Origin of the sequence: Sodalinema gerasimenkoae IPPAS B-353, assembly GCF_009846485.1 — a bacterium.
GTDB lineage: Bacteria > Cyanobacteriota > Cyanobacteriia > Cyanobacteriales > Geitlerinemataceae > Sodalinema > Sodalinema gerasimenkoae.
Genome location: NZ_ML776472.1, coordinates 2,123,443 through 2,148,261, shown reverse-complemented (window position 1 = coordinate 2,148,261; position 24,819 = coordinate 2,123,443). Strand labels below are relative to the sequence as shown.

20 protein-coding genes and 1 tRNA gene are annotated in these 24,819 nt (G+C 51.1%); 11 read left to right on the top strand and 10 right to left on the bottom strand.

Annotation, left to right across the window (positions count from 1 at the left end):
- Positions 1-200: 200 nt before the first annotated feature.
- From L855_RS09285 to L855_RS09270, 4 genes are all read left to right on the top strand, one after another.
- Positions 201-1,715 (top strand): WD40 repeat domain-containing protein, encoded by a 1,515-nt coding sequence (locus L855_RS09285; protein ID WP_159787170.1) that lies wholly within the window; start codon positions 201-203, stop codon positions 1,713-1,715.
- 70 nt (positions 1,716-1,785) lie between these two features.
- A complete protein-coding gene (locus L855_RS09280; protein WP_159787167.1) occupies positions 1,786-2,094 on the top strand; it encodes an acylphosphatase in 309 nt (102 codons plus the stop codon).
- 230 nt (positions 2,095-2,324) lie between these two features.
- Positions 2,325-3,581 (top strand): FtsX-like permease family protein, encoded by a 1,257-nt coding sequence (locus L855_RS09275; protein WP_159787164.1) that lies wholly within the window; start codon positions 2,325-2,327, stop codon positions 3,579-3,581.
- A 243-nt stretch (positions 3,582-3,824) separates the two neighbouring features.
- Positions 3,825-4,496, top strand: coding sequence for an ABC transporter ATP-binding protein (locus L855_RS09270; protein WP_246199512.1), 672 nt, complete (start codon positions 3,825-3,827; stop codon positions 4,494-4,496).
- A 345-nt stretch (positions 4,497-4,841) separates the two neighbouring features.
- Here L855_RS09270 and L855_RS09265 read toward each other — a convergent pair whose 3' ends face one another.
- Entirely contained in the window at positions 4,842-6,311 is a 1,470-nt protein-coding gene (locus L855_RS09265) for a glycoside hydrolase family 13 protein (RefSeq protein ID WP_159787158.1), read from the bottom strand.
- A 7-nt stretch (positions 6,312-6,318) separates the two neighbouring features.
- Between L855_RS09265 and L855_RS09260 the strand changes: the two genes are divergently transcribed.
- Together L855_RS09260 and L855_RS09255 are read left to right on the top strand one after the other, a co-directional pair.
- Positions 6,319-8,559 carry a pentapeptide repeat-containing protein gene (locus L855_RS09260; RefSeq protein WP_219729898.1) on the top strand — a complete coding sequence of 747 codons (2,241 nt, stop codon included), beginning with the start codon at positions 6,319-6,321 and terminating at the stop codon, positions 8,557-8,559.
- 216 nt (positions 8,560-8,775) lie between these two features.
- Positions 8,776-10,221, top strand: coding sequence for a DASH family cryptochrome (locus L855_RS09255; RefSeq protein ID WP_159787155.1), 1,446 nt, complete (start codon positions 8,776-8,778; stop codon positions 10,219-10,221).
- A gap of 91 nt (positions 10,222-10,312) precedes the next feature.
- Here the strand turns inward: L855_RS09255 and L855_RS09250 are convergent, their stop codons facing one another.
- From L855_RS09250 to L855_RS09240, 3 genes are all read right to left on the bottom strand, one after another.
- Positions 10,313-10,585 carry a type II toxin-antitoxin system VapC family toxin gene (locus tag L855_RS09250; RefSeq protein ID WP_281349543.1) on the bottom strand — a complete coding sequence of 91 codons (273 nt, stop codon included), beginning with the start codon at positions 10,583-10,585 and terminating at the stop codon, positions 10,313-10,315.
- 73 nt (positions 10,586-10,658) lie between these two features.
- Entirely contained in the window at positions 10,659-10,892 is a 234-nt protein-coding gene (locus L855_RS09245) for a hypothetical protein (protein ID WP_159787152.1), read from the bottom strand.
- Positions 10,893-11,067: 175 nt separating this feature from the next.
- Positions 11,068-14,253 (bottom strand): HEAT repeat domain-containing protein, encoded by a 3,186-nt coding sequence (locus L855_RS09240; protein WP_246199498.1) that lies wholly within the window; start codon positions 14,251-14,253, stop codon positions 11,068-11,070.
- 122 nt (positions 14,254-14,375) lie between these two features.
- On the opposite strand from L855_RS09240, the gene L855_RS09235 reads away from it, so the two are divergent.
- Positions 14,376-14,864 carry an SET domain-containing protein-lysine N-methyltransferase gene (locus L855_RS09235; protein ID WP_159787146.1) on the top strand — a complete coding sequence of 163 codons (489 nt, stop codon included), beginning with the start codon at positions 14,376-14,378 and terminating at the stop codon, positions 14,862-14,864.
- Positions 14,865-14,919: 55 nt separating this feature from the next.
- A complete protein-coding gene (locus L855_RS09230; RefSeq protein ID WP_159787143.1) occupies positions 14,920-16,986 on the top strand; it encodes an adenylate/guanylate cyclase domain-containing protein in 2,067 nt (688 codons plus the stop codon).
- Between the two features lie 23 nt (positions 16,987-17,009).
- Here L855_RS09230 and L855_RS09225 read toward each other — a convergent pair.
- Positions 17,010-17,094 (bottom strand) — tRNA-Ser (locus L855_RS09225).
- Between the two features lie 154 nt (positions 17,095-17,248).
- Between L855_RS09225 and L855_RS09220 the strand changes: the two genes are divergently transcribed.
- Both L855_RS09220 and L855_RS09215 read left to right on the top strand, forming a co-directional pair.
- Positions 17,249-19,966: a valine--tRNA ligase gene (locus L855_RS09220; protein WP_159787140.1), complete on the top strand. Its 2,718-nt coding sequence runs from the start codon at positions 17,249-17,251 to the stop codon at positions 19,964-19,966.
- Between the two features lie 91 nt (positions 19,967-20,057).
- On the top strand, positions 20,058-20,516 hold the full coding sequence (locus L855_RS09215; protein WP_159787137.1) for a hypothetical protein: 459 nt from the start codon (positions 20,058-20,060) through the stop codon (positions 20,514-20,516).
- Here L855_RS09215 and L855_RS09210 read toward each other — a convergent pair.
- The 5 genes from L855_RS09210 to L855_RS09190 all read right to left on the bottom strand — a co-directional run bounded on the left by L855_RS09210 (position 20,513) and on the right by L855_RS09190 (position 22,793).
- Positions 20,513-20,992 carry a GNAT family N-acetyltransferase gene (locus L855_RS09210; RefSeq protein WP_159787134.1) on the bottom strand — a complete coding sequence of 160 codons (480 nt, stop codon included), beginning with the start codon at positions 20,990-20,992 and terminating at the stop codon, positions 20,513-20,515. The two genes, L855_RS09215 and L855_RS09210, sit on opposite strands and share 4 nt — an antisense overlap.
- Before the next feature lie 5 nt (positions 20,993-20,997).
- Positions 20,998-21,162, bottom strand: a complete 165-nt coding sequence (locus L855_RS21145; RefSeq protein ID WP_192925017.1) for a hypothetical protein — start codon at positions 21,160-21,162, stop codon at positions 20,998-21,000.
- Between the two features lie 157 nt (positions 21,163-21,319).
- A complete protein-coding gene (rph, locus tag L855_RS09200; RefSeq protein WP_159787128.1) occupies positions 21,320-22,039 on the bottom strand; it encodes a ribonuclease PH in 720 nt (239 codons plus the stop codon).
- A 64-nt stretch (positions 22,040-22,103) separates the two neighbouring features.
- Positions 22,104-22,325, bottom strand: coding sequence for a histidine kinase dimerization/phospho-acceptor domain-containing protein (locus L855_RS09195; protein WP_159787125.1), 222 nt, complete (start codon positions 22,323-22,325; stop codon positions 22,104-22,106).
- Positions 22,326-22,523: 198 nt separating this feature from the next.
- Positions 22,524-22,793 carry a hypothetical protein gene (locus tag L855_RS09190; RefSeq protein WP_159787122.1) on the bottom strand — a complete coding sequence of 90 codons (270 nt, stop codon included), beginning with the start codon at positions 22,791-22,793 and terminating at the stop codon, positions 22,524-22,526.
- Between the two features lie 817 nt (positions 22,794-23,610).
- On the opposite strand from L855_RS09190, the gene L855_RS09185 reads away from it, so the two are divergent.
- Complete coding sequence (locus L855_RS09185; protein ID WP_159787119.1) at positions 23,611-24,519, top strand: PEP-CTERM sorting domain-containing protein; 909 nt, start codon at positions 23,611-23,613, stop codon at positions 24,517-24,519.
- Positions 24,520-24,819: the final 300 nt, after the last annotated feature.

The following is a 24,819-nucleotide window of genomic DNA, read 5'->3' as shown; positions in this document are numbered from 1 at the left end:
AGTCTGGGAGCTTTTAGGGAGATCTTCGGGTCAGCAGTCGAGAACTATTGACGTGATCACGGAGAGAGACTCCCGGTTGATTGTATCTCAGGGAACAGCCAAGGGGGAATGGTTTTTCACGGCGATCGCCCTAGGGGCAAGCTCCAAGGGGGGCCACAATCCATGCCAAGATAGCAGAGTATCCCCGACCATTTTGATGGATGACCCTCATGGACTGGACGATTCCCCTGCATAGGCAACAATTGGACTTTATTAAACGCTTGCAAGAACTGCGCCAGAGTCCAGGTTCCCCCTTACTCCTGAATCACGGTCATCCCGGGGTGTGGTCAGAACAGGTGACAATTGGTGGCGATCGCCTCAGTCAGATTCGCTCCCACTGTCGTCAACGCATCCTCTCGTCAGATCCAACGGTGTCCGTTAACCAGTTGTGGGAACAGTATCTCTTAGAGGAGTTAGCCAACACCGCCGTCACCCTAATTTGGTCTAAGGGACTCAACCCCATTGAGGAGACCCCCAATCACTTTTATTGGCGCGAGGAAGGGTCAACCCCTCAGGCTTGGGTTCCGCGAGTTCAGGTGCTGGCGGTGTCGGGGCCAGCCACCTCTGATTTAATCCGTCCTGAGGAGGTCAATGGCTGCGATTTACTGATTTGGGTGGCCGTTGAAGAGTCTCTTGACGATGCCTATCAGGACTATCACCCAATCATTTTAGGCTTCTTGCCCAGCGATCGCCTGCCCCCCCAGGGGTCATTCACCTTAGACCATCTCTGGTATGGGGGAGGGTTAGACGGCTATATCCAACTGGCCCAACCCCAGCCACCCCGTTCCTTAGATACCTGGCTTCTGCCCCTGATGGGCGGCTCCAATTATACTTATCCCGTGGCGATCGCCGCCGATGGCAAAACCTTAGCCACCACCAGTTATGATGGCCGCTTAAAACTCTGGCGTTTTCAGGAGAGCCAACTGCAAGAGGTTCTGGGGGGCCGCAGTTGGTCCACCACCCCCTCCAACTTAAACTCAGAAGGGCAAACCCTATCGACCCAGGATACTGATAGCATTTATCGCACCTGTCACGCCCCCAATGGTCAACTCCTGCGATCGTTGCCGGGCCTAGCTAGTGGTGTGACTACCATTTTGCTAGATGCCTCCGGGAAATGGCTGATTTGTGGCGGGCAAGAAGGGACCATTGCGATTTGGCAAGTTGAGACGGGGCAGAAACAGCAGTCCTTTCATGCCCATGATGGCGCCGTGCGTTTTTTAGCCATTTCCACCCCCGGAAATACCTTTGCTAGTACCGGGACCGATCGCCGCCTTCGGGTTTGGCAATGGCAAGACAATACAGCCAGCCTAATCTTCTCCAAAGTTCGGGAGGGCATCTCCAGCATTACCCTATCCCCTGATGGCTCTCAAGTGGGCTGTGGCTTGCAAAATGGACAGGTGGATGTTTGGGATGTCGCCAGTGGAAACCTCTGCTATCATCTCAACGCCCATTCCGGCCCCGTGCGATCGCTGGCCATCAGTGAAGAGGGCACATCCCTCGCCAGCAGCAGCCTAGAACGAACCTTAAAACTTTGGAAAACCGACACCGGAAATCTAGAGGGATTGCGTACTGGACAAACTGACCCTCTGATTTCCCTATTACCCTATGGTGATGGCTCTTGGATTGAGTTAAATCTCTTTCAAGGAGACCCTCCAAACTGGACAACTTGCCAATAAGACCAAAGATAGAGCCGCTGTAAACGACTCAGCCCTATAATTAGAAGCTGAAGCCCAAAATTTTCAGCGCATGACCAGCCACGAGACTCTCAATGATCTGCCCGCCACCGCAATCCGAGTCTTGATTTCTGGACGAGTTCAAGGGGTTGGCTTCCGGTATTCCACGCAACAGAAAGCGCGAGAACTGGGGGTGTCTGGATGGGTTCGCAACCGCCGCGATGGTTCAGTTGAAGCCGTTTTTGAAGGTGCGCCTACCTCCGTTCAAACTGCCATCGCCTGGTGTCATCACGGGCCAGCGATGGCAGAGGTTAATCATGTCGAGACCTTCCGGGAAGCGACCCAGGATTTATGCCAATTTGACATCTGGCCGACGACCTGAGCCTCCCCATGCCATCGGCACGACAAGGCAACTTAGTCAGCCACAGAGCCAAGAGTGAACCGAAGCCAGCGGGCCGATCTGACATTTTAAAATCTGTCAACCCCCCACTGTGCGACTTTTGAATCTTCCATTAGGCTAGAAGAAGAGGTGAGATTAGCGGTCTATTCTATGACCTCACCCCTGGCCCCGATTCACTTGTCATCACCGTTCCTCTACCGCCCTTACCGCTCATGGCTTCCCTTGCGCGTAAAAATCTCCTTGAGGATATCCCTCGCTTCTTGATTGCCCAAGCCGGAATCGTCTTTGCGGTCACCCTTGTGACTGTGCAGATGGGGATTTTTCGCGGATTTCTCAAATCAACGGCCTTAATTCCCGAGCGCTCTGAAGCGGATATTTGGATCTCCTCGGAAGAGATGGTCTATTTCGAGTTAACGCCATCCCTTCCCGTTGAACTTCTCTTTCAAGCTCGGGAAGTCGAGGGAGTTGCCCTCGCAGAACCCCTACTCTTGCCTCCAGGACAATGGAATGGGCCTGGAGGAACCATCGCCCCCTTACGCCTGATTGGCTTCGATCCCGGAGGCGAACTGTTTTCTCCTTGGAACCTCACCCAAGGGAGTCTCGCGCGACTGCAAACTCCCTACACCATTATTGTTGATGACTCCCAGCTTGACGCATTGAACTTAGAGGGACTCGGCGATCGCGGGATGATCAACTCGTTGCCCGCTGAGGTGGTGGGAGTGACTGAGGGGACCCAATCGATCGCCTCTAGCGTATTTGTTTTTACATCCCTAGAAACCGCCAACACCTATGCTACTACCGGAATCGGTACCTCGGTCAATTGCCAGGTAGATACAGATGGCAACATGGCCTGTACTAACACCTATCAGCGGCAACCGAGAACCTCCTCTGAGGCGATCGAGCCACCTCCAACGCCCTCCCCCTTACGGCGTTCTGATGCCCTAACCCATATTCTGATCCGAGCTGAGGCCGGGGAAGATTTGCAAGGGTTAAAACAACGGCTGAATGAGGCTCTCCCAGGAACCCAGGCCTTCACCAGTCAGGAACTGGCCCAACGCACCCGCGACTACTGGCAAAACCGCACGGGGATCGGCTTTGTGTTAGGCTTTGGGGCTGGATTGGGTGTTGTTGTCGGAATTGCCATTGTTGGGCAAATTCTCTATTCCTCCGTTTCCGATCGCCTGAAGGAGTTTGGTACGTTGAAGGCCATGGGAGCCTCGGATTGGGTGCTCTATCGAGTCATCATCGAACAAGCGCTCTGGATGGCGGTGTTAGGTTATCTGCCGGGGATGGCTCTGTGTCTGGGGTTGTCCCAATGGGTCAGTTCGAGTATGGGCATCATCATCTTGATTACGCCCGCCTCGGCTGCGGGGATTTTCCTGCTGACAACGGTGATGTGTGTTGGATCTGGCTTTTTTGCAATTCAGAAGGTCACGCGGGTCGATCCAGCCATTGTATTTAAAGCTTAGACAAAATTTTGGCGGGATCGCTTGAAATATCTAGAAAATCGTTTAATGATGAAGCTACTTTTCTGGGTTCCGCTCTTTGACATCCCTAAATCACGTTGGGATCTCTCACACCGCAACTTATATTTCGCCTAGAAGCTTGTATCTATGATTGTCTCCCCTTTTAAACTCCCGGTGTCTACTCAGCGTTCGACTCAGGATCCCTGTCCCAGTTCCCCTTTGGTCAAGTCATTGTCCGAAGGACGGATGGCGATCGCCGCGACGGGCGTAGAAATGTCGTACCTTGCCGGTCATAAGCGGATTCAGATTCTCAAACAGGTGGATCTCATGATTGAGCGGGGTCAGGTGCAACTGCTCATGGGACCGTCTGGTTCGGGGAAAACGACCCTGCTGTCGATTCTGGCGGGACTGTTGGCACCGACGGCCGGCTCAGTCTGTCTGCTGGGCGAGGAAATTACTCGTATGTCTCGGCAACAGTTGTCTCAGTTTCGCTTAAATCGCTTGGGCTTTATCTTTCAAGGCTTTAATCTCTTCCCGGCCCTGACGGCGGCGGAAAATGTGGAAGTGGCTCTCAATCTCCAAGGGATTCATGGACGCAATGCCCGTCAGTCGGCTCAGGAGATGCTGGAGCGGGTCGGTTTGGGGGATAAAGGTCAAAATCGCCCTCGGGACTTGTCTGGGGGGCAAAAACAACGGGTGGCGATCGCCCGAGCGTTGGTGACGCAACCGGAGATTGTTATGGCGGACGAACCAACGGCGGCGTTGGATTCCAAAAGCGGTCATGCGGTGATGGAGTTATTGCGTCGCTTGGCAATTGATGATGATGTGACGGTGTTAATGGTGACTCATGATCCTCGGATTCTGGATGTGGCGGATTCGGTGACCTATTTGGAGGATGGGGAGATTCGGGAGAAGTAGGAGGGGAAGGCAGTAGGGGGGAGGGAACAGGGAACAGGGAACAGGCAATAGAGAAAAGACGTAGGGGCGAACCCTTGTGGTCGCCCTAGGCAGTAGGGGAACCAGGTAGGGGCGAACCCTTGTGGTCGCCCTAGGCAGTAGGGGAACCAGGTAGGGGCGAACCCTTGTGGTCGCCCTAGGCAGTAGGGGAACCAGGTAGGGGCGAACCCTTGTGGTCGCCCTAGGCAGTAGGGGAACCAGGTAGGGGCGAACCCTTGTGGTCGCCCGAGGACACAGAGGAAGGGAGGAGATGGAGGGGAACCCGAGGATAGGTGGTGTTGGCCTATTCTCGGGTTTTGGCTGGTGTTAGGTGTTGGCTAGGATGCAGCCGGAACGGGGGGGGAGTTCAAAGGAGATGGTGGTTCCTTGGCTGGTGAGACTTTGGGCGGTGGAGCGATCGCCATATTTTAATTCTAGGGATTTGGGATTGGGGGATAGGGGTTCTAGGGTGAGTTGTTCGGGCTGTTCTCCGGCGTTGATGGCGATGATGACATCTTCGGCGTCGGCGAGGGTCCGTACGAAGGCGTAGAGGCTATCCTGGGCGAGTAAAATCTCGTAGTTGCCGGTTCTTAGGGCGAGGTAGTGATGGCGCAGGGTGATGAGCTGTTGATACATTTGATAGATCTCCCGGTTCCATTGGGAGGACTCGGGGAAGGTTTTGCGACAGTCGGGATCATGACCGCCATTGACTCCCACTTCGTCGCCGTAGTAGATACAGGGAGCGCCGGGGAAGGTCATTTTGAGTAGGGCGGCTAGCTTGAAGCTGGGGAGATCTTCGCTGGCGAGGGTAACCATGCGCGGAGTGTCGTGACTGTCGAGCAGGTTGAGTTGTACGAGTTGGATCTCCCAGGGATACAGTTTGAGGAGATCTTGCATTTTTTGCCCGTAGTCTTCGGCGCTGAGGGCGGGGTAGGGGTCATAATCATGAAACTCTACCAGTTCTCGGACGACGCGATCGCCGGCGACGTAGGCGATGGTGGGGCCGGTGAATTCGTAGTTCATGACGGCGTCAAATTGCCGTCCGTCGAGCCATTGGGCGGCATCTTTCCAGACTTCTCCTACGATATAGGCGTCGGGGTTGAGGGCTTTGATGCGATCGCGAAATTCCACCCAGAAGCCGGGGGTTTTGACTTCAAAGGGAACGTCTAAGCGCCAGCCGTCAACACCTTGGCGAATCCAATGTTCTCCCACCTGCATGATATATTCCCGAACTTCGGGGTTATCGTGGTTGAATTGGGGCAGGGCGCGATTACCGACCCAACTGACGTAATTGGCGGGGCGATCGCCGTCATAGGCGCTCAGGGGCCATTTCTCGATACGGAACCAGTCTAGCCAGGGGGAGTAGGGGCCGTTTTCCAGGATATCGTTGAAGAAGTAGAAGCCCCGACTGGCATGGTTAAATACCCCATCGATGACCACTTTAATATTTCGGGCGTGGGCGCGATCGAGGAGGGCCTCGAAGGCTTCGTTTCCGCCGAGGATAGGGTCAATTTGATAGTAGTCGTGGGTGTGGTAGCGATGGTTACAGGCGGATTGGAAGATGGGCGTTAGGTAGATGGCGGTGATTCCTAACTCTTGGAGATAGTCTAATTTTTCAATGACACCCCAGAGGTTACCGCCTTTATAGCCTTGGGCGGTGGGTGGCTCATTCCAGGGTTCAAACTGGGTGGGGGTTGGGAGATAGCTCCCCGAGGGGGGATCGGCTTTGGCGAAGCGATCGGGAAAGATTTGATAGAATACGGCGTGCTTAACCCAATCTGGGGTTTGTACTTGCATGAGTTTTTTGTACGATCTGCTAGGGCCATCTTACCGGTCTGTTTTCTATCGTCCTATTTTGAGGCTCCTATTGGGGCGATCGCTGGCAGGAATTGCGGCGATTGGGATTTTGGTGATTATGGCTATGATGTGCGTCTCGCCGGCGGCGCTGGCTGAGGGGATAGACCCCCCATTGTTAACTGAGGCAATGTTACAGCAACGGCTGGAGAGGGTGAGACCGGATCAGGGCCAGCCGGTGATTGATTTAAGCCAAGTCACCATTGATTTACGTGGGAGTTCTCTAGGGGAGACGGGGGAACCCTTTGCGGATTACTTTTATCGGCAGTTACGCCCGTATCTCAATCGTCCCTCGTTGCAACCCCGATTGGATTTAACGGGTTCAAACATTCGCGGGACTTTTAGAATTCAACCTCTGAGTTTGAATGTGCCTTTATATGGGCAGCAATTATCCTTATTGTTGTCGGAAAATGAGCGCAAGCAACTTGAGCGCGATCGCCGTCGTCGTTCTCAGTTACAGCAATTATCGAGTAGCATCCTTTCGACATCCCAGGATAGCGCTCGACCGAATTTTCAGGTGCGTTTATTTCGGGGGCAGTTAGTGTTAGAAGGAACCCAGTTTTTAGATAATGTAGATTGGAGTAATACGTTCTTATTAGGGGGGATTGAGGGACGAGGTGCCATATTTCGGGGCGAAGTGCAGGCGGCGGAATCTCGATTTAGTAAGCGGTTTAAGTTAACGCAAGCGCAGTTTCTACGACCAGTTCGGTTTCATAATAGTATCTTTTTTACGGATGTGGATTTGAATCGGGTTCAATTTCAGGGTGAACTTGATTTGACGGGAGCGACCTTTGAAGGAGGTGGTAATTTCAGAAGTAGTCAATTCAAAGATTTTGCCGATTTTGCAGGCAGTAAATGGCTGGAGACTGCTGATTTCTCAGATACAGACTGGCGCAATCGTGGAGATTTTTCCAAATCTAAATTTGTGAAAGTCCTTTATTTCACGAATGCCATGATTTTAGATAGCCTTAGTTTTCGAGAGGCACAGTTTTTGAAGTTTATCAATTTCCGAGGAGGACGTTTTCAGAAGCTGTTAGATTTTAGTGATGCTCAGTTTATGTCAGAGGCGTATTTAAATATCTCTAATTTAACCTTTGATGCTAATGAGTCTCAGATTATTGGCAATCCTGGAAAAATTGGACGGGTATTGTCAATCCCCACATTGCAAGGCAACGAAAATCTGTTAATCAATCTCGTCCGTAACTTTCGGGATTTAGAGCAAATTGAGGATGCTAATCAGGTTAATTACAAACGCATTATTTTGGTGCAGCGAGATTTATTCAAACGGGTGTTTGCCAGTAATTTAAATACGGCATCTCGCGAGACCTTGCGACAAATTGGTTTTTCTCAGGTTCAGATTTCCGAGATTGTACAGCATCGTCAGGAGCAGTTATTTTCCAGTTTAAGTGAGATGCTGAGTTTGGAGACGGTGTCGTTGAATACCTATACCCAGGTGCGCGATCGCCTGATTGCCGTACCCCCAACCTCGTGGAAGATACGACTTTATTTAGCCTTGAAATTGGTGTTTGTGACGGTGTTGTTGGCTTTGAGTCGCTATGGAACCAGTTTTGCCTTGGTGTTTGGGGTGGGGGCGATCGTGATCGCCTATTTTGCTTGTCTCTTTTGGTTTATTGATCGCTATCGTCGTCTGCGGCCTCAACGGATTCTACCAACGGTTTATGAGAGTTTCTGTGTGCTGGTGACAACGGGCGTTGTTGTGAGTATTGGCGTGATTGATATTGTCCAGAGTTCCCCCCAGCCGGGGTTGACGTTGGCCTGTTTGGCGGTGGTGATGTTGCCAATTCCGGGACTGTTGACCCTGCGGATGTATCAGCAAGGGCGCTACCATGATTTGATGGATATCTCTTATTTTGTTGAGGATGGGGCCTTTCGGGAGTTGCGGTTGATGATTAGTCGTTTGCCAATTATGCCCCGGTTTCCCTTTTTCCGCGATCGCTTTGAACCGATTTTGTTCGATCGCCGTTGGGGCTGGTTGAATTATTATGATTTTAGTCTCAATAATTTACTGAAGTTTGGCTTTAATGATATTCGCTTGCGCGATCGGCATCTGCCGGGGTTGATTACGGCGTTGGCATGGTATCAATGGGGGCTGGGGATTCTCTATATTAGTTTGTTGTTTTGGACGTTGTCGCGGACGATTCCGGGGTTGAATCTGTTTTTGTATTTTTAACCCAAAAGAATGGGGAGAACCCACCCCTAACCCCTCCCAGGAGGGGAGAACCCACCCCTAACCCCTCCCAGGAGGGGAGAACCCACCCCTAACCCCTCCCAGGAGGGGAGAACTAATGTAGGGACAATCCCTTGCCTGAGGACACAGAGATAGAGGGGTGAAGAGGTGAGGTTGATGTGAGAGGATCAATAGTGGTTAGGAGTCGGGATTGAGGGAATGGAACGGGTTTTAGTTTGGCATCGTCATAATCTACGGTTACACGATCGCCCGGATCTTCAGCGGGCCCTAGCAGCGGAGGGACAGATTATTCCCTTCTACTGTTTTGATTCCCGTGAATTTGGTAAAACGGCGTTTGGTTTCCCGAAGACGGGGGCCTATCGGAGTCAGTTTTTGCGGGAAGCCGTGGCGGATTTGCGGCAGAACTTGCGTCGGCTTGGCAGTGATATCGTGATTCGTCAGGGAAAACCTGAGGAGGTGATTCCTCAGTTGGTTCGGGCCTTGAAGATTGATCGGGTGATCTGTGAGGAGGAGGTGACGACGGAGGAACGGCGGGTAGAAGAGGCGGTAGAGACGCAACTGGCGGGAGTTCCCCTGGAGAAAGTGTGGGAAATGACGCTGTATCACCCCAGTCAACTGCCATTTCCCATCGCCGAACTCCCAGATTTGTTTACTCATTTCCGCAAGGCCGTTGAGACATCTGCTGAGGTGACGCCGCCAATTCCACCTCTGAGGGAGATTTCACCCCTTCCTGACGTGGCGGTGGGGGAACTTCCGACGTTGCAGGAGTTGGGAGTGGAACCGCCACTACTAGATGAACGGGGGGTTCTGAGGTTTCAGGGGGGTGAGTCGGCGGGGTTGCAACGGTTGCAAGACTATGTCTGGAATCGGGATTGTCTGCAACGCTATAAGTTAACTCGTAATGGGATGTTGGGGGCGGATTATTCCTCTAAGTTTTCTCCCTGGTTGGCTTTGGGATGTCTGTCACCTCGTCAGATTGTGGCGGAGGTACGGCGTTATGAGGCGGAACGGGTGGCCAATGATTCGACGTATTGGTTGGTGTTTGAGTTGCTGTGGCGGGATTATTTTCGCTTTGTGGCGGCTAAGGGGGGCGATCGCCTATTTTATTCCTCTGGCTTGCAGGGATTAAACATTGCTTGGAAACAGGATTGGCCCCGATTTAATTGTTGGTGTGAAGGGCGGACAGGATATCCATTGGTGGATGCCAATATGCGGGAACTGGCGGCGACAGGGTTTATGTCCAATCGCGGCCGGCAAAATGTAGCTAGTTTCTTGACGAAGAATTTAGGAATTGATTGGCGGATGGGGGCAGAATGGTTTGAGTCGTTGTTGATTGATTATGATGTTTGTAGTAATTGGGGCAATTGGAATTATACGGCGGGTGTAGGGAATGATGCCCGAGGCTTCCGCTATTTTAATATCCCCAAACAGTCAAAGGATTACGATTCTCAGGGGGAGTATGTGAAACATTGGTTACCGGAGTTGGCGGGGGTTCCGCCCCATCGTATCCATGATATTTATCGTCTTAAGGCGGGGGAGTTACGACAGTATGGGGTGAATCCGGGGGGGAGTTATCCTCAGCCGGTGGTGGATTTAAATGAGTCGTTGGCGAGAAATCGAGCGATTTATGAAGGGGCGATCTAGATGCTAACCTATCGGATTTTTTAAACACCTAGTTTCGTCACCACCTCAGGTTGGTTGCAGAACCTTAGTTCCTTAGCAGCTACCACACTGATTATATATAGCAAAAATCATCGATATTACGAGTTACTAAAATACATCCGGCGACTAAAGCACAAGCGGCAATGATAGCATCAGCCAGTTTTAAGCGATGATTTTTTTTGACGGTTGCCGCAGTATCTAAAACAGCTTCGGTCAATGATATGCAGTTAATTAGCCTTAAAAATTCTCGCATTTCATTGGCTTGTTCCTCGCTTAATTTAGGGTAACAAAGTAATTCAACCCAAGTAATTGGACAGTAAAATCCTTCTGATTTTCGGGTGTCAATTTCCTCGAATACATCTTAAACTTCGGGCTGATTATTGAAATAGTAAATCAATATATTTGTGTCGAGAAGGTATTTAGTCTGCATCCCATTCCTGTCGAATTTTTGATTGAAATTTACGAGCATCGACGCGCTTGGGTAGAAAACCACGCCATCGGACTAAGTTGAGTCGGGGGGGGGCGGGAGTGTTTTGGATGTCTTCAGGGGGATTGTCTTGGGAAACTAGGGTAGTTAGGTCTTTTAACAAAAGTTTTTTCTCATCTAGGATGAGAGTTTTAGCTTGATGTAGAATTTCTTGGTAATTAGACATCGGTTGTTAATCCAGCTTGTCGGTTATATTTTGATTATACTCGCTACTCGATGAACCGGGGTTTTTCGCTTTGTGGTGGGGACTCAAAAACCTAGCTTCTATGACGCGGCGAGAGGGAGGCCACAGCTCGGCTATCGCTCGCTCACCGCAAGAGTTTGACTTTACGGCAGTTTCTCTAGAGACTACTATAGCGGGCGGCGATCGCCAGACAGGTGTTCAACTTAGGAATCACATCTACTAAGACATCAAAACTATCCTTGCTTAAACACAATAACAAGGCATCTGTCTCAGCGGTAATGGTGGCAGAATAGGGGGTTTCTCCGAATAAACCAAAGTCTCCAAAATAGGTTCCTGGTGTTAAAACAATTGGCTCTTCGGAGAAACTGGAATTGGCCTGTAAATGACCTTGATAGACAATTGAGAGTTGTTTCCCTAACTCCCCTTCCTCGCAAATCGTCTCACCGGCTGAGTAGGTGCGTTTCTGAAACCCACGATCTAATGACCAGAGATCATCGAGGGATAACTCCTGAAATAACACCAAGGTTTTGAGAAATAAAATGCGGTCAAAGGAGAAGTGAGCCGCTCCTTGGCTTTTGTTAATTTCCGTGATTAACGCCTTCACTACCCGATCTCGATCGCGCAACAACCCCGAGGGCAACTCTTGCTGATAACTCACCCAAACTCGCAAGGCCCCGGCCCGAATCCAATGATCTTCCGTATCAAACATCTCCTGTAACAGGGCCAGTGAGTCCGCCTTTGCGGAGAATTGTGACGAAGATATCGGCCCATCAGGGTCTTCGATCAATGGCACAATCGGGAAGACATAGCGGCGATGGGGTAAGGTTTCCAGGGTTTCGAGGGCATTGTCGCGATCGCGCTTCTCCCCCCGTTGCAACAACTGCCGCACTTCTGCCAAGGTGCGACGATTGCCCAGACAAGACAGCACATGAAACACTTGGTTCACCACCCGCTGGGTGCGATCGCGAAATACCCCAACCAGGGGTTCCCATTGGGGAGACTCTTGAGGCATTCGTTGCCACCAATCCCGAATCAAGGCCGCGCGTCGATAATCGGCCTGGAGATAACTCTCCAAAAACTGAAAGGCTCGACTCGTCTTCACTGTTGCCAACACGGCCACCGCCGACTCAGTCACCTCAATTCGGGGATGATTTAAATACATCTCGGCCAGGCGATCGAGATTATAATCCTCATAGCGGGCCAACGCCTTAATCGCCTGCCCTCGCACCGTAATATCCCGGTCCTCCAACCCTCGGGCAATATCGGGCCAGAACTCCTCAAGTTGAACCGCCCCCAACAAATCCACCGCCGCCCCCCGCACGACTGGATTAGGATGGTCTAAAAACCCCGTGGCCAACTCCGCCAACGCCAAATCTCGTTCCGGCTGCAATTGAGCCAACCCCTTCAACCCCTCAATTTGCACATCCACCGATGCGCCTTCTAACAAACTGCGTAACTGGGGAATCATCGTCACATCCCCCAAGTTGCGGATTCCCCGAATGACCACGGTTTTGGTTTCATCATCTAGGGGAGAGTCCCAAAATTGGCGACAGCGTTCTCGAACCTGGGGGGCTAAGCTGGTCGATTGCTGAGCTAAAACACAGGCCAAGCCTTGAATTGTGGCGGTTGGACTCTCTAAGAGGCTGGTTAACTGACTGTCGGAAAAGGACTCACCCCGGGCCACCAAAGACTCAAAGGCCAATAATTTAACCCCCACCTCAGGAGACTCTAGCATCTGCCAAAGAAAGCGGGACAGGTATTTATCCTGGGGAGTCTTGGCGAAAAAGCGAAACAAGGCCCGTCGCTGGGGTAATTCTCTCTCGAACACCAGGGGTTTAATCTCCTCCAACACCTGACTGGGAACCCGTAATCCCGCTGCCAGGCGTAAGGCTTTCTCCTGTTCCTGGGGTTGTCCTTCCCGCAAGAGGGTTTTTAGACGGGGAATTTGCGTATCGGGAACCTGGGAAAACAGTTCTTCCAACATCTCCAAATCCATTTCCCCGGTGTTGGAAAATAACCGCGTCACCATCGACTGAAAGTAATCTCGGCTGAGTTGGCGACGAATCAAGACAAACAGCAGGCTTAACCCAGTTCCGAACAGGGCAATGGCCATGGGGTCAAGATAGGATTGGGCGAACCAGAGAAGGCCCCCAGTGGTAGCCAGGCCGAGGGCATAACAGAGACCATCAGTTAAGGCCCGGACTTTGGCCATATCCCGGTTGGGGATTGGGTTATACATGAGGGTGTACACCGGTTGATTGACGGCGGTGTCAATGGTGGAGGAGTTGAAATGGGCAAATAGGGCCGCCGGGAAGGCCCAACCCACGCCAAAGCCGAAGCTGAGTCCTAAAAAGGAGAGAGCGGTGGTGATGGGATAAATGGGGTTGGTTCCATCGACTCCCACTCGTCCGATGAGGAGTCGCCGGGTGATGAGTAATAACACCAGTACTTGTAAAATGCTATTGATGGCACTAAAGCTGCCCAGAAAGGCCGTGAGGCGTTGGGGATGGTCTGCGAAATGTTGGGCGTAGGCATCAAAATAGAGATATTCGGCAATGCCATAGAGGACAATCCAGAGGAAGGTTGACCCCGCTAACCATTTGAAAATGGGATATTGACGCAGGAGTTCCGGGAGGTTACTGGGGGGGGAATCGGCATGGCGATCGCTCTCTTCGGGAGGAACCGGCTGTTCTTGCCGTTGTAGGTTCCACACGAGGGCAAACACCACCAGGTAGAGGGTGGGAACTAACAGCAGAATGTCAGCCGTGGAGAGAAGATTGGCCAGAACTCCCACAATCATGCCGCCGATGAAGCCGCCAATGGCTTGGCAAACGGTAATATAGGGGGCGATCCGTTTATACTCTCGGGAGGTAAAGTAGTCAGAAATGAGGGTCGGCAGTAAAATGTCGAGTTGCAAAGTCCAGAGAAAATAGACCCCGACATAGAGGGCATAGTAGATGGGGGGGATGTCCCAGAACAGCAGGGCCCGTAACCCTAACATCACACTCCCCGTCAGAAGGGCCCAGTAGCGGAAGAGAGAGCGATGGGGAATGCGATCGACAATCTGGGAAAACCACCCATAGATGGGACTTGAGGCTAAGCCCACTAGGATATAGGACAGGGGCAACCCCGCCGCCCCGATATTACTGACAAACAGAGAACTTGCGAGGGTGTAGCTGATCACATTTAGGGCCATGATCATGGCCGCTAACGCCAGAATATGCAGTAATCGGTTTGAGGAGTTACCTGGAGTGAGACGGCTGAATTTTGCCGAAAAACGTTGAGAACCCTGCATCCAGAGTCTTTTTTTAAGGGTTCCTAAGGCGTTAAAGACAGGGGTCACGTTCAAATAAGAATGAGAATCTTAAACAGAGTGGACAATTAGAACAGTTCGATGTCACCCTAGTGGCTGAAGATCGTCAAGGCGAACATCGTTTCGCTCTGACTAACCGTCACAACATCATCATGACTATGCGTGTAGGAACAGAGAGTGTAGGAACAGAGATTGGCGTAGAAGTCCGCGCCGCCGGGGAGAAGGGAAAGGGAGTATTTGCCCTGCGTCCGTTTGAGAAAGGGGAGACTGTTGTCGTCGGGCGTCGCGTTGGTGTGTATCCACAGCGAACGATTTACTCGATTCAAGTGGATTGGGATGTTCATGTTGAAATGGACGAACCTGCAATTCGTATTAATCACTCCGATACGCCGACCACTGGAGTTCAGGATAACGCCTGGGGGGCGTTTGATTTTGTGGCGTTACGGGAGATTGCAGCGGGGGAGGAGATTACCTTTGATTATGAAACCACAGAATCTGAGCTTACGGACGATTTTCGGGCCTGTTGTCCTCCGAGGCCTGAACAAGCAAGCCGCAATGGGTTTCAAAGCTTGCCGATCGCCGTGCGGGAAGGCTACGGTAAGTTTGTGGCAAACTATCTTAAGTCTGACTTGGGGAGTTAGTCCAGGTTGAGGAGCTTTAGTCCCACACCACCCTATCAAATCCCAATCGGTTGCCATGAGTCGCCCCCTTCTCCAGTTGTCCTGTTTACCCCATTTAGAATATATCGCCATTGATGGGCGATCGCGGGTATTGGATACCTCGTCCAATGTACAGGAGATTATTGGCATGGGGGCTGACTCGGTGGTCGGCCAAGATATTTTTGAGATTTTACCGGAATTGTTTGGCTTCGAATCCGTCATGGATGAGATTCGCAACGGGATCGAGCCTTATTTTGAGGTAAGGGCGATCAGCCGTTCCACTCAGACGGGGGGGACTCTAAGCTATTGGGATTTATATATCATTTATGATGAGCGTCCCGACAACCCCCAGGGATTAGTTTTGTTGTTAGAAAATGTCACCGAGCGTATGGGGTTAGAACAACGCCTAGTCCAAGGCTCAAATGAGTTACTTCTAACGGTTGATAAACTCTCCGCATCAGAAGCTCAGATTGAGCAAATTTTGCGCTCAATGCCCGACTCTCTGTTTGTAACGGATCTGGCGGGTACCATTCTCAGAACCAATCAAGTTGCTCTGGATTTATTGGGATATGATGAATCAGAAATTCTGGGGGTTTCGTTTTCTGATGTAGTAGCTGACAAAACTATTGATATTGTCGATAATCAGAAGTTTTTACTTGAAGAGACTGGGGAGATTATTCGACAATTTGAGCTGATTTTAGAAGGGAAAGATGATAAGCAGGCAATTGTTTCCTTTACTTGCTCTGTTTTATTCAACAACGTGAGTAATCATGAACTCTTTGATACAGAGCCGGAGCAAAATTTGATTTATATTGGTCGAGATGTCACGAAAAGTCATCTCGCACAACGACGTTTAATTGCTCATAATACCGTCACTCAGGTTCTATCCCAATCTCAGGGGTTTGTCGATGCTTTGCCCAAACTGTTACAAGGCTTAGGTGAAGGACTCGCCTGGGATATTTGTGAATTCTGGCAGCCCACCTCAGGACCCGCTTTAGCCGATTCCCAAGTCTCCCCTGAACTCCGCTGCATCGATCTTTGGATTCGTCCGACCCTTGAGAGCGAGCCATGGATTGATGTTAGCTTTCGCTATACCTGTACGTGGGTTCGAGAGAGTTGGTCTAAACAGCAGTCTATTTGGCAGTCTCAGTTGCAAAATAGCAGCAGCCCACGCCAACCAGATGCTGAACAACTCGGACTTAAAACGGGGTTGTTCTGCCCCTTAACTATTGGTAAAGATAGCTTGGGGATTCTGGTTTTATTCTGCAAGCAGTCTCTGCCAAGAGATGAAGAATTGCTGCAAATGATGACGACGGCCAGCAACCAAATTGGGCAATTTTTTCAACGCAAACTTGCGGAAGAAGCCCTAAAAATGGAACAACGAAAGACAGAACGGCTCCTGTTAAATATTTTACCCTCTAGTATTGCGAATCAGCTTAAAGATACCCCAACTACCATTGCCGACCATTATGAATCGGTGACTATTCTGTTTGCGGATATTGTGGGCTTTACCAATCTGTCTTCCGAGATTTCAGCCACAGAACTGGTCAAGCTTCTCAATTACGTCTTCTCGGCCTTCGATCAACTGACCGAACGCTATGAATTAGAAAAAATCAAAACTATCGGTGATGCGTACATGGCGGCCGGCGGTTTGCCCATTACCCGATTAGACCATGCCGAGGCGATCGCCGACATGGCCCTAGATATGCAGCAAGTCATTACTGAATTAAACCGCCAGGCCGGGAGTCGCCTCGATATCCGCATTGGCATTCACAGCGGCCCCGTGGTGGCGGGGGTGATTGGCCTGAAAAAATTTGTCTATGACCTGTGGGGAGATACTGTCAACACCGCCAGCCGCATGGAATCCCATGGCTTAGCGGGCAAAATTCAAGTCTCCCAACAAACCTATCAGCTTCTAAAACATCGCTTTATCCTAACCCAACGAGGCAAAATGGACATTAAGGGGAAAGGGAACATGACCACCTATCTTCTCCTCGGCCGTCGCCAACCTAAAAAACAGAAGGAGGCCAGAAGCCTCCCACCCATTCTGCAAGGAAATCAGGAAGTCGCTGACCTCATCCGGCAAAAGCTACAGAAGCAATAACGGCCGGGGATTTAGTTGGTAAACGGAGAGGGGGAGATTCGAACTCCCGGAAGCTTTCACTTCATCCGATTTCAAGTCGGACGCAATCGACCACTCTGCCACCTCTCCAAGAGATGCCGTTGACCATTCTATACCAGTAATAAGGCAAGAGGCAAGAGGCAAGAGGCAAGAGGCAAGAGGCAAGCTAGCAACCGTACCTCTCACTCCTACCCGTATAATTGATAGAATCAGCGATCGTCGTTATCCATCCACGCAGCCCACAATGACCGTTAATCTTCCCGCCCAATACGACCCCCAACAGACCGAAGCCAAATGGCAAGAGTACTGGGAAGACCATCAGGTATTTAAAGCCGACCCCAACGCCCCCGGCGACCCTTACTGCATCGTCATTCCCCCTCCCAACGTAACCGGGAGTCTGCACATGGGTCACGCCTTTGAAAGTGCCTTCATCGATACCCTCGTTCGCTATCAGCGGATGCAAGGTCGCAATACCCTCTGGTTACCGGGAACGGACCACGCCAGTATCGCCGTTCAGAGTATTCTAGACCGCCAACTCAAAGCCGAAGGCCAACACCGCGATGACCTGGGACGAGAAAAATTCCTGGAACGGGCCTGGACTTGGAAAAGGGAATCCGGCAGTAAAATCACCAACCAACTGCGTCGGATGGGGGTTTCTGTCGATTGGACTCGGGAACGCTTCACCCTCGACGAGGGACTCTCAGAAGCGGTCTTAGAAGCCTTTATCCGCCTCTATAAGGATGGCTTGATTTACCGAGGCAACTACCTCGTCAACTGGTGTCCTGAAAGTCAATCAGCGGTGTCCGACTTAGAAGTGGACCAAAAAGAGGTGAATGGTCATCTCTGGCATTTCCGCTATCCCCTCAGTGATGGGTCTGGCTTTATGGAAGTGGCCACCACTCGCCCTGAAACCATGTTGGGAGACACGGCCGTTGCCGTCAATCCCAAAGACGATCGCTATCAGTCCCTCGTCGGCAAAACCCTGACCCTGCCGCTGATGAACCGGGAAATCCCCATCATTGCTGATGATTTGGTCGACCGCGAATTTGGGACTGGCTGCGTCAAAGTGACCCCCGCCCATGACCCCAACGACTTCGCCATGGGGCAACGGCACAACCTGCCCCAAATCAATATCATGAACAAGGATGGGTCACTGAATGAAAATGCTGGGGAGTTTCAGGGCCAAGACCGGTTTGTGGCCCGCAAGAACGTCGTACAACGCCTAGATGATGCGGGATTCTTGGTCAAAGTCGAAGACTACAGCCACAGTGTCCCCTACAGCGAACGGGGTAAAGTTCCCGTTGAACCTCTCCTCTCGACCCAGTGGTATATCAAAATCCGTCCCCTAGCGGATTTTGCCCTGTCCTGTCTCGATGATGATAACTCGCCCAAGTTTGTCCCGGAACGCTGGCGTAAGGTCTATCGGGATTGGTTGGTGAATCTCCAGGATTGGTGTATCTCCCGTCAACTCTGGTGGGGTCATCAAATTCCCGCCTGGTATGTGGTGAGTGAAACCGACGGCGAAATCACCGACGAGACCCCCTTTATTATTGCCAAAAGCGAGGCAGAAGCGACCCAGCAAGCCCAGGAACGCTTCGGAGATGGGGCCGACCTGGTTCGTGACCCTGACGTGCTAGATACCTGGTTTTCCTCGGGGCTATGGCCCTTCTCGACAATGGGCTGGCCTCATAAGACTGATGATTTAGAGACCTATTTCCCCACCAGTACCCTGGTGACGGGATTTGACATTATCTTTTTCTGGGTGGCCCGGATGACGATGATGTCGGGCTATTTGACCGGTAAGATGCCCTTTCAGGATGTCTATGTTCACGGGTTACTCCGGGATGAGAACAATCAGAAGATGTCCAAGTCAAAGGGTAATGGCATTGACCCGCTGTTGTTGATTAATAAGTATGGAACCGATGCCCTGCGTTATACCCTCATCCGAGAAGTGGCTGGGGCGGGCCAGGATATCCGGTTAGAGTACGATCGCCAGAAAGATGAATCCGTCTCCGTCGAAGCCTCCCGCAACTTTACCAACAAACTCTGGAATGCGTCGCGTTTTGTGATGCTGTATCTGGATGAGCAAACGCCGCACCAGTTGGGAAGCCCCAATCCTGAGGGGTTAGAATTGGCAGACCGGTGGATTCTCTCCCGCTTTGGGCAAACGGTTCAGAAAACCTGTGACTATGTCAATCACTATGGGTTAGGGGAAGCAGCCAAGGGACTCTATGAGTTTATCTGGGGCGATTTCTGCGACTGGTATATTGAACTGGTGAAACCCCGCTTACAGGGGGATGATGCCAACTCAAAACGGGTGGCCCAGCAGACTCTGGCGTTTGTCCTTGATGGGATTCTGAAACTGTTGCACCCCTTTCTGCCTCATATTACGGAAGAAGTTTGGCAGGTGTTGACGCAATCCGGGGACGAGGTGTGTTTGGCCACTCAGGCCTATCCTCCGGTGGATGAGGCCTGGATTGATGAAGAGTTGGAATCCGGCTTTGAGTTGTTGATTGGGGCCATTCGTACCATTCGTAACTTACGGGCGGAGTTGGAGATTAAGCCTAGTATGAAGATTGCGGTGATCTTACAGAGCCAGAGCGATCGCGAGCGGGAAATTCTGCAACGAGGACAGGCCTATATCCAAAACTTAGCTAAAGTGGATTCATTCACCCTGACGGATATCTTAGAGGAGGAACCCGGACAAACCATCGCCGGTGTGGTGGGAACGGTTCAAGTCCTGATTCCCCTAGCGGGTGTGGTCGATATTGCCGAGATTCGCGCCAAAATCGAGAAACGACTCGCCAAAGCTGAGGCGGAGGTGGCGTCTTACCGGGGGCGATTGAGCAATGCGAATTTTGTTAATAAAGCTCCGGAGGCTGTGGTGGAGGGGGCGCGAACTGCCCTAGCTGAAGCCCAAACTCAGGTGGCTATGTTACAGAATCGGTTGAGTCGACTCTAAGTCGATCGCAACGGAATCCAGCTACCCTAGAGACAGGGAGCTGGATTGGCTCTGGATTGGTGGACTCTGTTGGTTTCAAGGCGATCGCCCTATGTTACATCTGGCTCAAGTCACGAAAAAAGGTTTATTGGGGAAAACGACCCTACGGCTGTTAGCGCGCCGTAAACCGGATGAAACCTGGACGCCTATTTCTGGCGAGGAATTCGTGGAAATGGAAACGAACCTCTATAACGAGGGGATGTTAGTGCTCGCGGAGGTGGGGGCGAATCGCCAGGTGTTACAGGTGAAGGAGGCAAAAGATTGGGTGTTGGGGTTAGTTCGTCAGTATCTAGGGAAAGGGATTACCCCGGAGTTTCTGGAGAAGGAAGTCGAGCGAGCGGAACAGTGGCGACAATCCCTAACGCTGCAAAGTCAGGATTTGGCCCGTCGCACGGTGGAACTCGAAACCCGCCGCGAACAAATCCAGGCCCTAGAGGAAAAACTGCGACGAGAGAAACGCCTTTTGCAGTCGATGGCGGCCCAGTTAAAGGCCCGAGCCAGTAATAGCTAGTCTAATCGCTTCACCATCCAATGGGAAAAGGTGCGATAGCCGAGTTTTTCGTAGAGATTTATGGCTGGCTGGTTGTCGGCGAAGACTTGCAGGCCCAGTTGGCGATCGCCCCGTTGGCGGGCCCAGGTTTCGGCATGGTGGACGAGGGCGGAGCCGATTCCCTGGCGGCGATGCTCTGGGTCAACATATAACAGGAAAATATGGGCATGGCGATCGCCGTCGAGTTGATCGACAGCATTTCCTAACCACAAACAGCCCAAGGCCTGACGGCGATGGGGAAATCCATCATTCTCCTCCTGTTGGGCTTCCACCCACCAGAGGGGGGTTTTGGCCGATAGATACTGTTCAATCAGTCGAGGGAGATGGGCAAAGTCTTGAGTTGGGTAGAGTTCATGATAAGTCCGCCGGGCAAACTGGACGAGCCGAGCGCGATCGATGGTTGAGCCTTTGCGTAAACGATAGCCAGGAACAAACAAAAGACTTAGGAGTTGGGAGAATTACTGGCCCCACCCGATGCGGGGGCTTCAACGGAGACGGGAGAACTCAAACCCTCAGGCAGAAAAATGCGGGCGCTGGTGGCGAGTAAGGCCAGCAGGAAAACGACAACAATTAAAGCCGGGGCGATATATTGACGAAAAATGTTCATAGGGGAGAGGGGAATAGGGAACAGGGAACAGGGAACAGGGAACAGGGAACAGGGAACAGGGAACAGGGAACAGAAACAACGTAGGGGCGTACCCTTGCGGTCGGTGAGCGATAGCCGAACCGTGGTCGCCCTCTTGTGGTCGCCCTCTTGTGGTCGCTTAACTCGATAGAGTTTCTTTTTGAGCCTGTAGGAGTTGTTCGATGCCCTGTTCGGCTAAATCGAGGAGGCTGTTGAGTTGAGAGCGGGAGAAGCTACCCGACTCGGCTGTGCCTTGAATTTCGATGACTTGCAGTTGCTCAGTCATCACCACATTCAAATCCACATCCGCCGCCACATCCTCTTCATATTTTAGGTCCAGAAGCGGTTGTCCTTCAATCAGTCCTACGGAAACAGCGGCGATCGCATGAGTCAGAGGAGACTGGTCTAACTCTCCGGCTTGTACCAGGCGATCGAGGGCTTGGGCCAGGGCCACCCAGGACCCCGTGATTGCCGCCGTGCGAGTTCCCGCATCGGCTTGTAAGACGTCGGCATCAATCAGCAGAGTTCGTTCTCCCAAGGCCTTGAGATCTACCGCCGCTCGTAAACTGCGACCAATCAATCGTTGAATTTCCTGGGTTCGCCCGGAGAGTTTCAGCAGTTCCCGCCGTTGCCGTTCAGGTGTGGCACTCGGCAGCATCCGATATTCAGCCGTCAGCCAGCCCTGGCCCGTATCCTTGAGGAAGCGAGGCACTCCCGGTTCTACAGTCACCGTGCAGAGAACTCGGGTATTGCCAGAATGGGCGAGAACCGAACTGGTCGCGAAATCGGTAAAGTCGAGGTCAAACTGAATTGGGCGCAAGCTATCATGGGCGCGACCATCGGGACGTTGCCAGGGCATAAGTCAAAATTGGGGGGGTTGCTGGGAGTATGATGCCATGAAACCATCTCTGAGAGGCGCTGGATTAGAGAGATTCATCTAAAATTCGCTTCATCTGTTCAGTAGCCTCGCGAATGAAGTTCAGGTAACTCTGACGTTCCTCGCGATCGAGGCTGTCATCATCAAGGAGTTCAATGGACATCAAGATGGTGTTCAGCGACGTGCGGAACTCATGAGTCTGTTCATTGGTGAACTGAGACTGGGACTGAGGCGGCTCGGTCATGGGAAAGAGACTAGAGTGCAACATGGGGATTTATCACGTGAAACGACGACGTTGGGTTAGGCGCAAAAGCTAAGTAAAACTACGAACGTAACTAGCACTGCTTACTATATTATCAGTGCAAATACGGAGGTAGAAGGTGGCAATCCGTAGAAAATCATGGGCAAGGACATTGGCAGTGAATGAAAACGACCTTGAAGATGAGTCTCGCTGGCTCATGTTCGGTTAGGGAGATGGGGTCCCGATAAGGGTGTCGGAGTTATAGGTGAGGCGATCGCAGGTATTGCAAGTGGCCTCAATGGTGTTGCGAACCTGTTCAATTTCTTGCAGGAGTGCATCCCGATTGACCTGTAGCATCACATCTTGGTCTAAGCGTAGTTCTAGTAACTCAACCGACCATAAGAGGCTTTGTAATTGAGTTCGTAAATCAAATGAGGCTTTCGGACCAAGAGGCTGGCCCGTTCCGGACAGGTTGAATGATTGAAAGGGATTCATTGCGCTTCGTCGAATTCAGTATCCCTATTATCTGGGGCTATCTGGAATGCCGCGACGATCTCAACCCTGCGATCGGTTGATTGTTATCCCCAGTCTTCGTGACAGTTACCCAACTGTCTAGGTGATGGATCTAGGGGGTGAGAACAGATCGAGATCACAATCGAAAGCACCATGGAATCATGGTTATGTTCGGGTCAATTGGCGCGATATGGCGGATCTGATGGTCTCGGAACCGACATCGGTCTTAAGACCTAAGTGATTTCACGAATATAAAATATAAAAATATTCAGAACATCGTTGTTTTTACAGATAAAGTTACCCAATGAAGCCGCAACGAGGCTCCCGGGATAATCACTTTAGGCAAAAGATAGTTATAAAATTCTTTATCTACAAAACAAATCAAATTTGTTTCAGATTGTTTCGCAGTTTGACTCAAGCTTTGAGATCGAGCAACAGAAGAGTCCAATCGTCAAAAATACGGATATTGATTTATCTTACCCATGTTTGACCGCTCGTCAATCTCTTGAATGTGGAGGAAAATTGATGAGGGTGATAGTAATAATCAGTAAATACACCCAATGCTTAAATCGTATTTACACGTAATTTACGTATCTTTTTTGACCGTTCTTTCTGGAATTTTTGAGGTCAATCTATCTTCACAGAGACTTCACAAAGCCAGCTTATTGATGAAGACTTTGCTAAGACCTTATTAGTTCCTTGCCTGAGATATTTTTTACCCATACCTTGGGAACACCAGGGCAAGCAACATATTGCTATATCGCATTTAGACCCAAATCAACTGACCTAGGATTTAACGATGAATACTTCTTTCTTAACGAAAACTTCTCTCGTCACCGCAGGCTTAACCCTTGCCTCTCTTGCTGTTGGCGTGAGTCCGTCCATAGCTCAATGGAACTATGCGATTGATTCTTTCACCGATGGTCATGATGCCAGTGGAGTTGTTGGAAGCAACAGTCCATTTGAGTTTTATGGCATGGCGCTGATGGAAGATGGAGACAACATCTATATCGGCATTAACTCTAACTTAAGTCTCGATGGTCATAACTTCTCGGCTGCCTCTGGTGGTGTTATTAGCTATGGGGACTTGTTCTTTAACTTCACCGGTGACGGCTTAGATGATGCCAATGGCAACCTCTTCGCGATTAATTTTGCGAACAACACCGATAGTGGGGTGCAAGAGGCAGGCGTTTATCAAAACGTTACCGGAACCAACGTGGCTCAGCAAAACTCTGGATTCCAGCATCTGAACCATCATGCCAACACGGTGAATAATCTTTCCGTGAATAAAACTGGAGGCGGTGAAGGCGCTCGCATTGGTGACCTAGCCAGCAATGATGCGTACTGGCAATCTGGTGTGAATCAAAACTACAAAGTTATCAATTCCATCGCCTCTGGAGAGCGCATTGGTGGCATCAATATGTTAGAAGCCACGGCTCTGGCCAGTTTAGGGTTGAACTTTAACCAGTTCGGCGCAACTGGAACCCATACCTTCGGCTTCAGCTTTGATAGAAGTCTCTTACCCAGTGGAGATTTCATCGCTCACATCTTCGCTGAGTGCGTCAATGATGGGATGGCGATGGTTGGCAATCTCGCCGATGCCAGCGTGGTTGAACCCCAACCAGTTCCCGAACCCGCCTCTGTGTTAGGACTGTTAGCGGTAGGCGGCTTAATGCTCAAAGGGAAACGGGAACGCAGCGCGTCCTAAGGGAACTGGCGGATACCGCCAAAAAAACAGTGAGATAGGCATCTTATAGGGACATTCAGACAGACGTGGCCAAGCGACGTCTGTTTTCTTTTGCCTTCTCTTCCCCTCTTGCCTCCTGCCTCTTGCCTCTTGCCTTTTCTTCCCTACTGCCTACTGCCTACTGCGTACTGCCTCTTGCCTCTTGCCTTCTCTTCCCTACTGCCTACTGCCTACTGCGTACTGCCTACTGCCTTCTCTTCCCCTCTTGCCTTCCCCCAATATGGTATCTTTGGATATTTGCAGACTATACGAGTGTAGAGC

Bases quoted from the DNA above. Each gene is read 5' to 3' on its own strand.
- L855_RS09285 (WP_159787170.1), top strand. From the start codon at position 201: ATGACCCTCATGGACTGGACGATTCCCCTGCATAGGCAACAATTGGAC.
- L855_RS09280 (WP_159787167.1), top strand. From the start codon at position 1,786: ATGACCAGCCACGAGACTCTCAATGATCTGCCCGCCACCGCAATCCGA.
- L855_RS09275 (WP_159787164.1), top strand. From the start codon at position 2,325: ATGGCTTCCCTTGCGCGTAAAAATCTCCTTGAGGATATCCCTCGCTTC.
- L855_RS09270 (WP_246199512.1), top strand. From the start codon at position 3,825: ATGGCGATCGCCGCGACGGGCGTAGAAATGTCGTACCTTGCCGGTCAT.
- L855_RS09265 (WP_159787158.1), bottom strand. From the start codon at position 6,311: ATGCAAGTACAAACCCCAGATTGGGTTAAGCACGCCGTATTCTATCAA.
- L855_RS09255 (WP_159787155.1), top strand. From the start codon at position 8,776: ATGGAACGGGTTTTAGTTTGGCATCGTCATAATCTACGGTTACACGAT.
- L855_RS09245 (WP_159787152.1), bottom strand. From the start codon at position 10,892: ATGTCTAATTACCAAGAAATTCTACATCAAGCTAAAACTCTCATCCTA.
- L855_RS09235 (WP_159787146.1), top strand. From the start codon at position 14,376: ATGACTATGCGTGTAGGAACAGAGAGTGTAGGAACAGAGATTGGCGTA.
- L855_RS09230 (WP_159787143.1), top strand. From the start codon at position 14,920: ATGAGTCGCCCCCTTCTCCAGTTGTCCTGTTTACCCCATTTAGAATAT.
- L855_RS09220 (WP_159787140.1), top strand. From the start codon at position 17,249: ATGACCGTTAATCTTCCCGCCCAATACGACCCCCAACAGACCGAAGCC.
- L855_RS09215 (WP_159787137.1), top strand. From the start codon at position 20,058: ATGTTACATCTGGCTCAAGTCACGAAAAAAGGTTTATTGGGGAAAACG.
- L855_RS21145 (WP_192925017.1), bottom strand. From the start codon at position 21,162: ATGAACATTTTTCGTCAATATATCGCCCCGGCTTTAATTGTTGTCGTT.
- rph (WP_159787128.1), bottom strand. From the start codon at position 22,039: ATGCCCTGGCAACGTCCCGATGGTCGCGCCCATGATAGCTTGCGCCCA.
- L855_RS09195 (WP_159787125.1), bottom strand. From the start codon at position 22,325: ATGTTGCACTCTAGTCTCTTTCCCATGACCGAGCCGCCTCAGTCCCAG.
- L855_RS09190 (WP_159787122.1), bottom strand. From the start codon at position 22,793: ATGAATCCCTTTCAATCATTCAACCTGTCCGGAACGGGCCAGCCTCTT.
- L855_RS09185 (WP_159787119.1), top strand. From the start codon at position 23,611: ATGAATACTTCTTTCTTAACGAAAACTTCTCTCGTCACCGCAGGCTTA.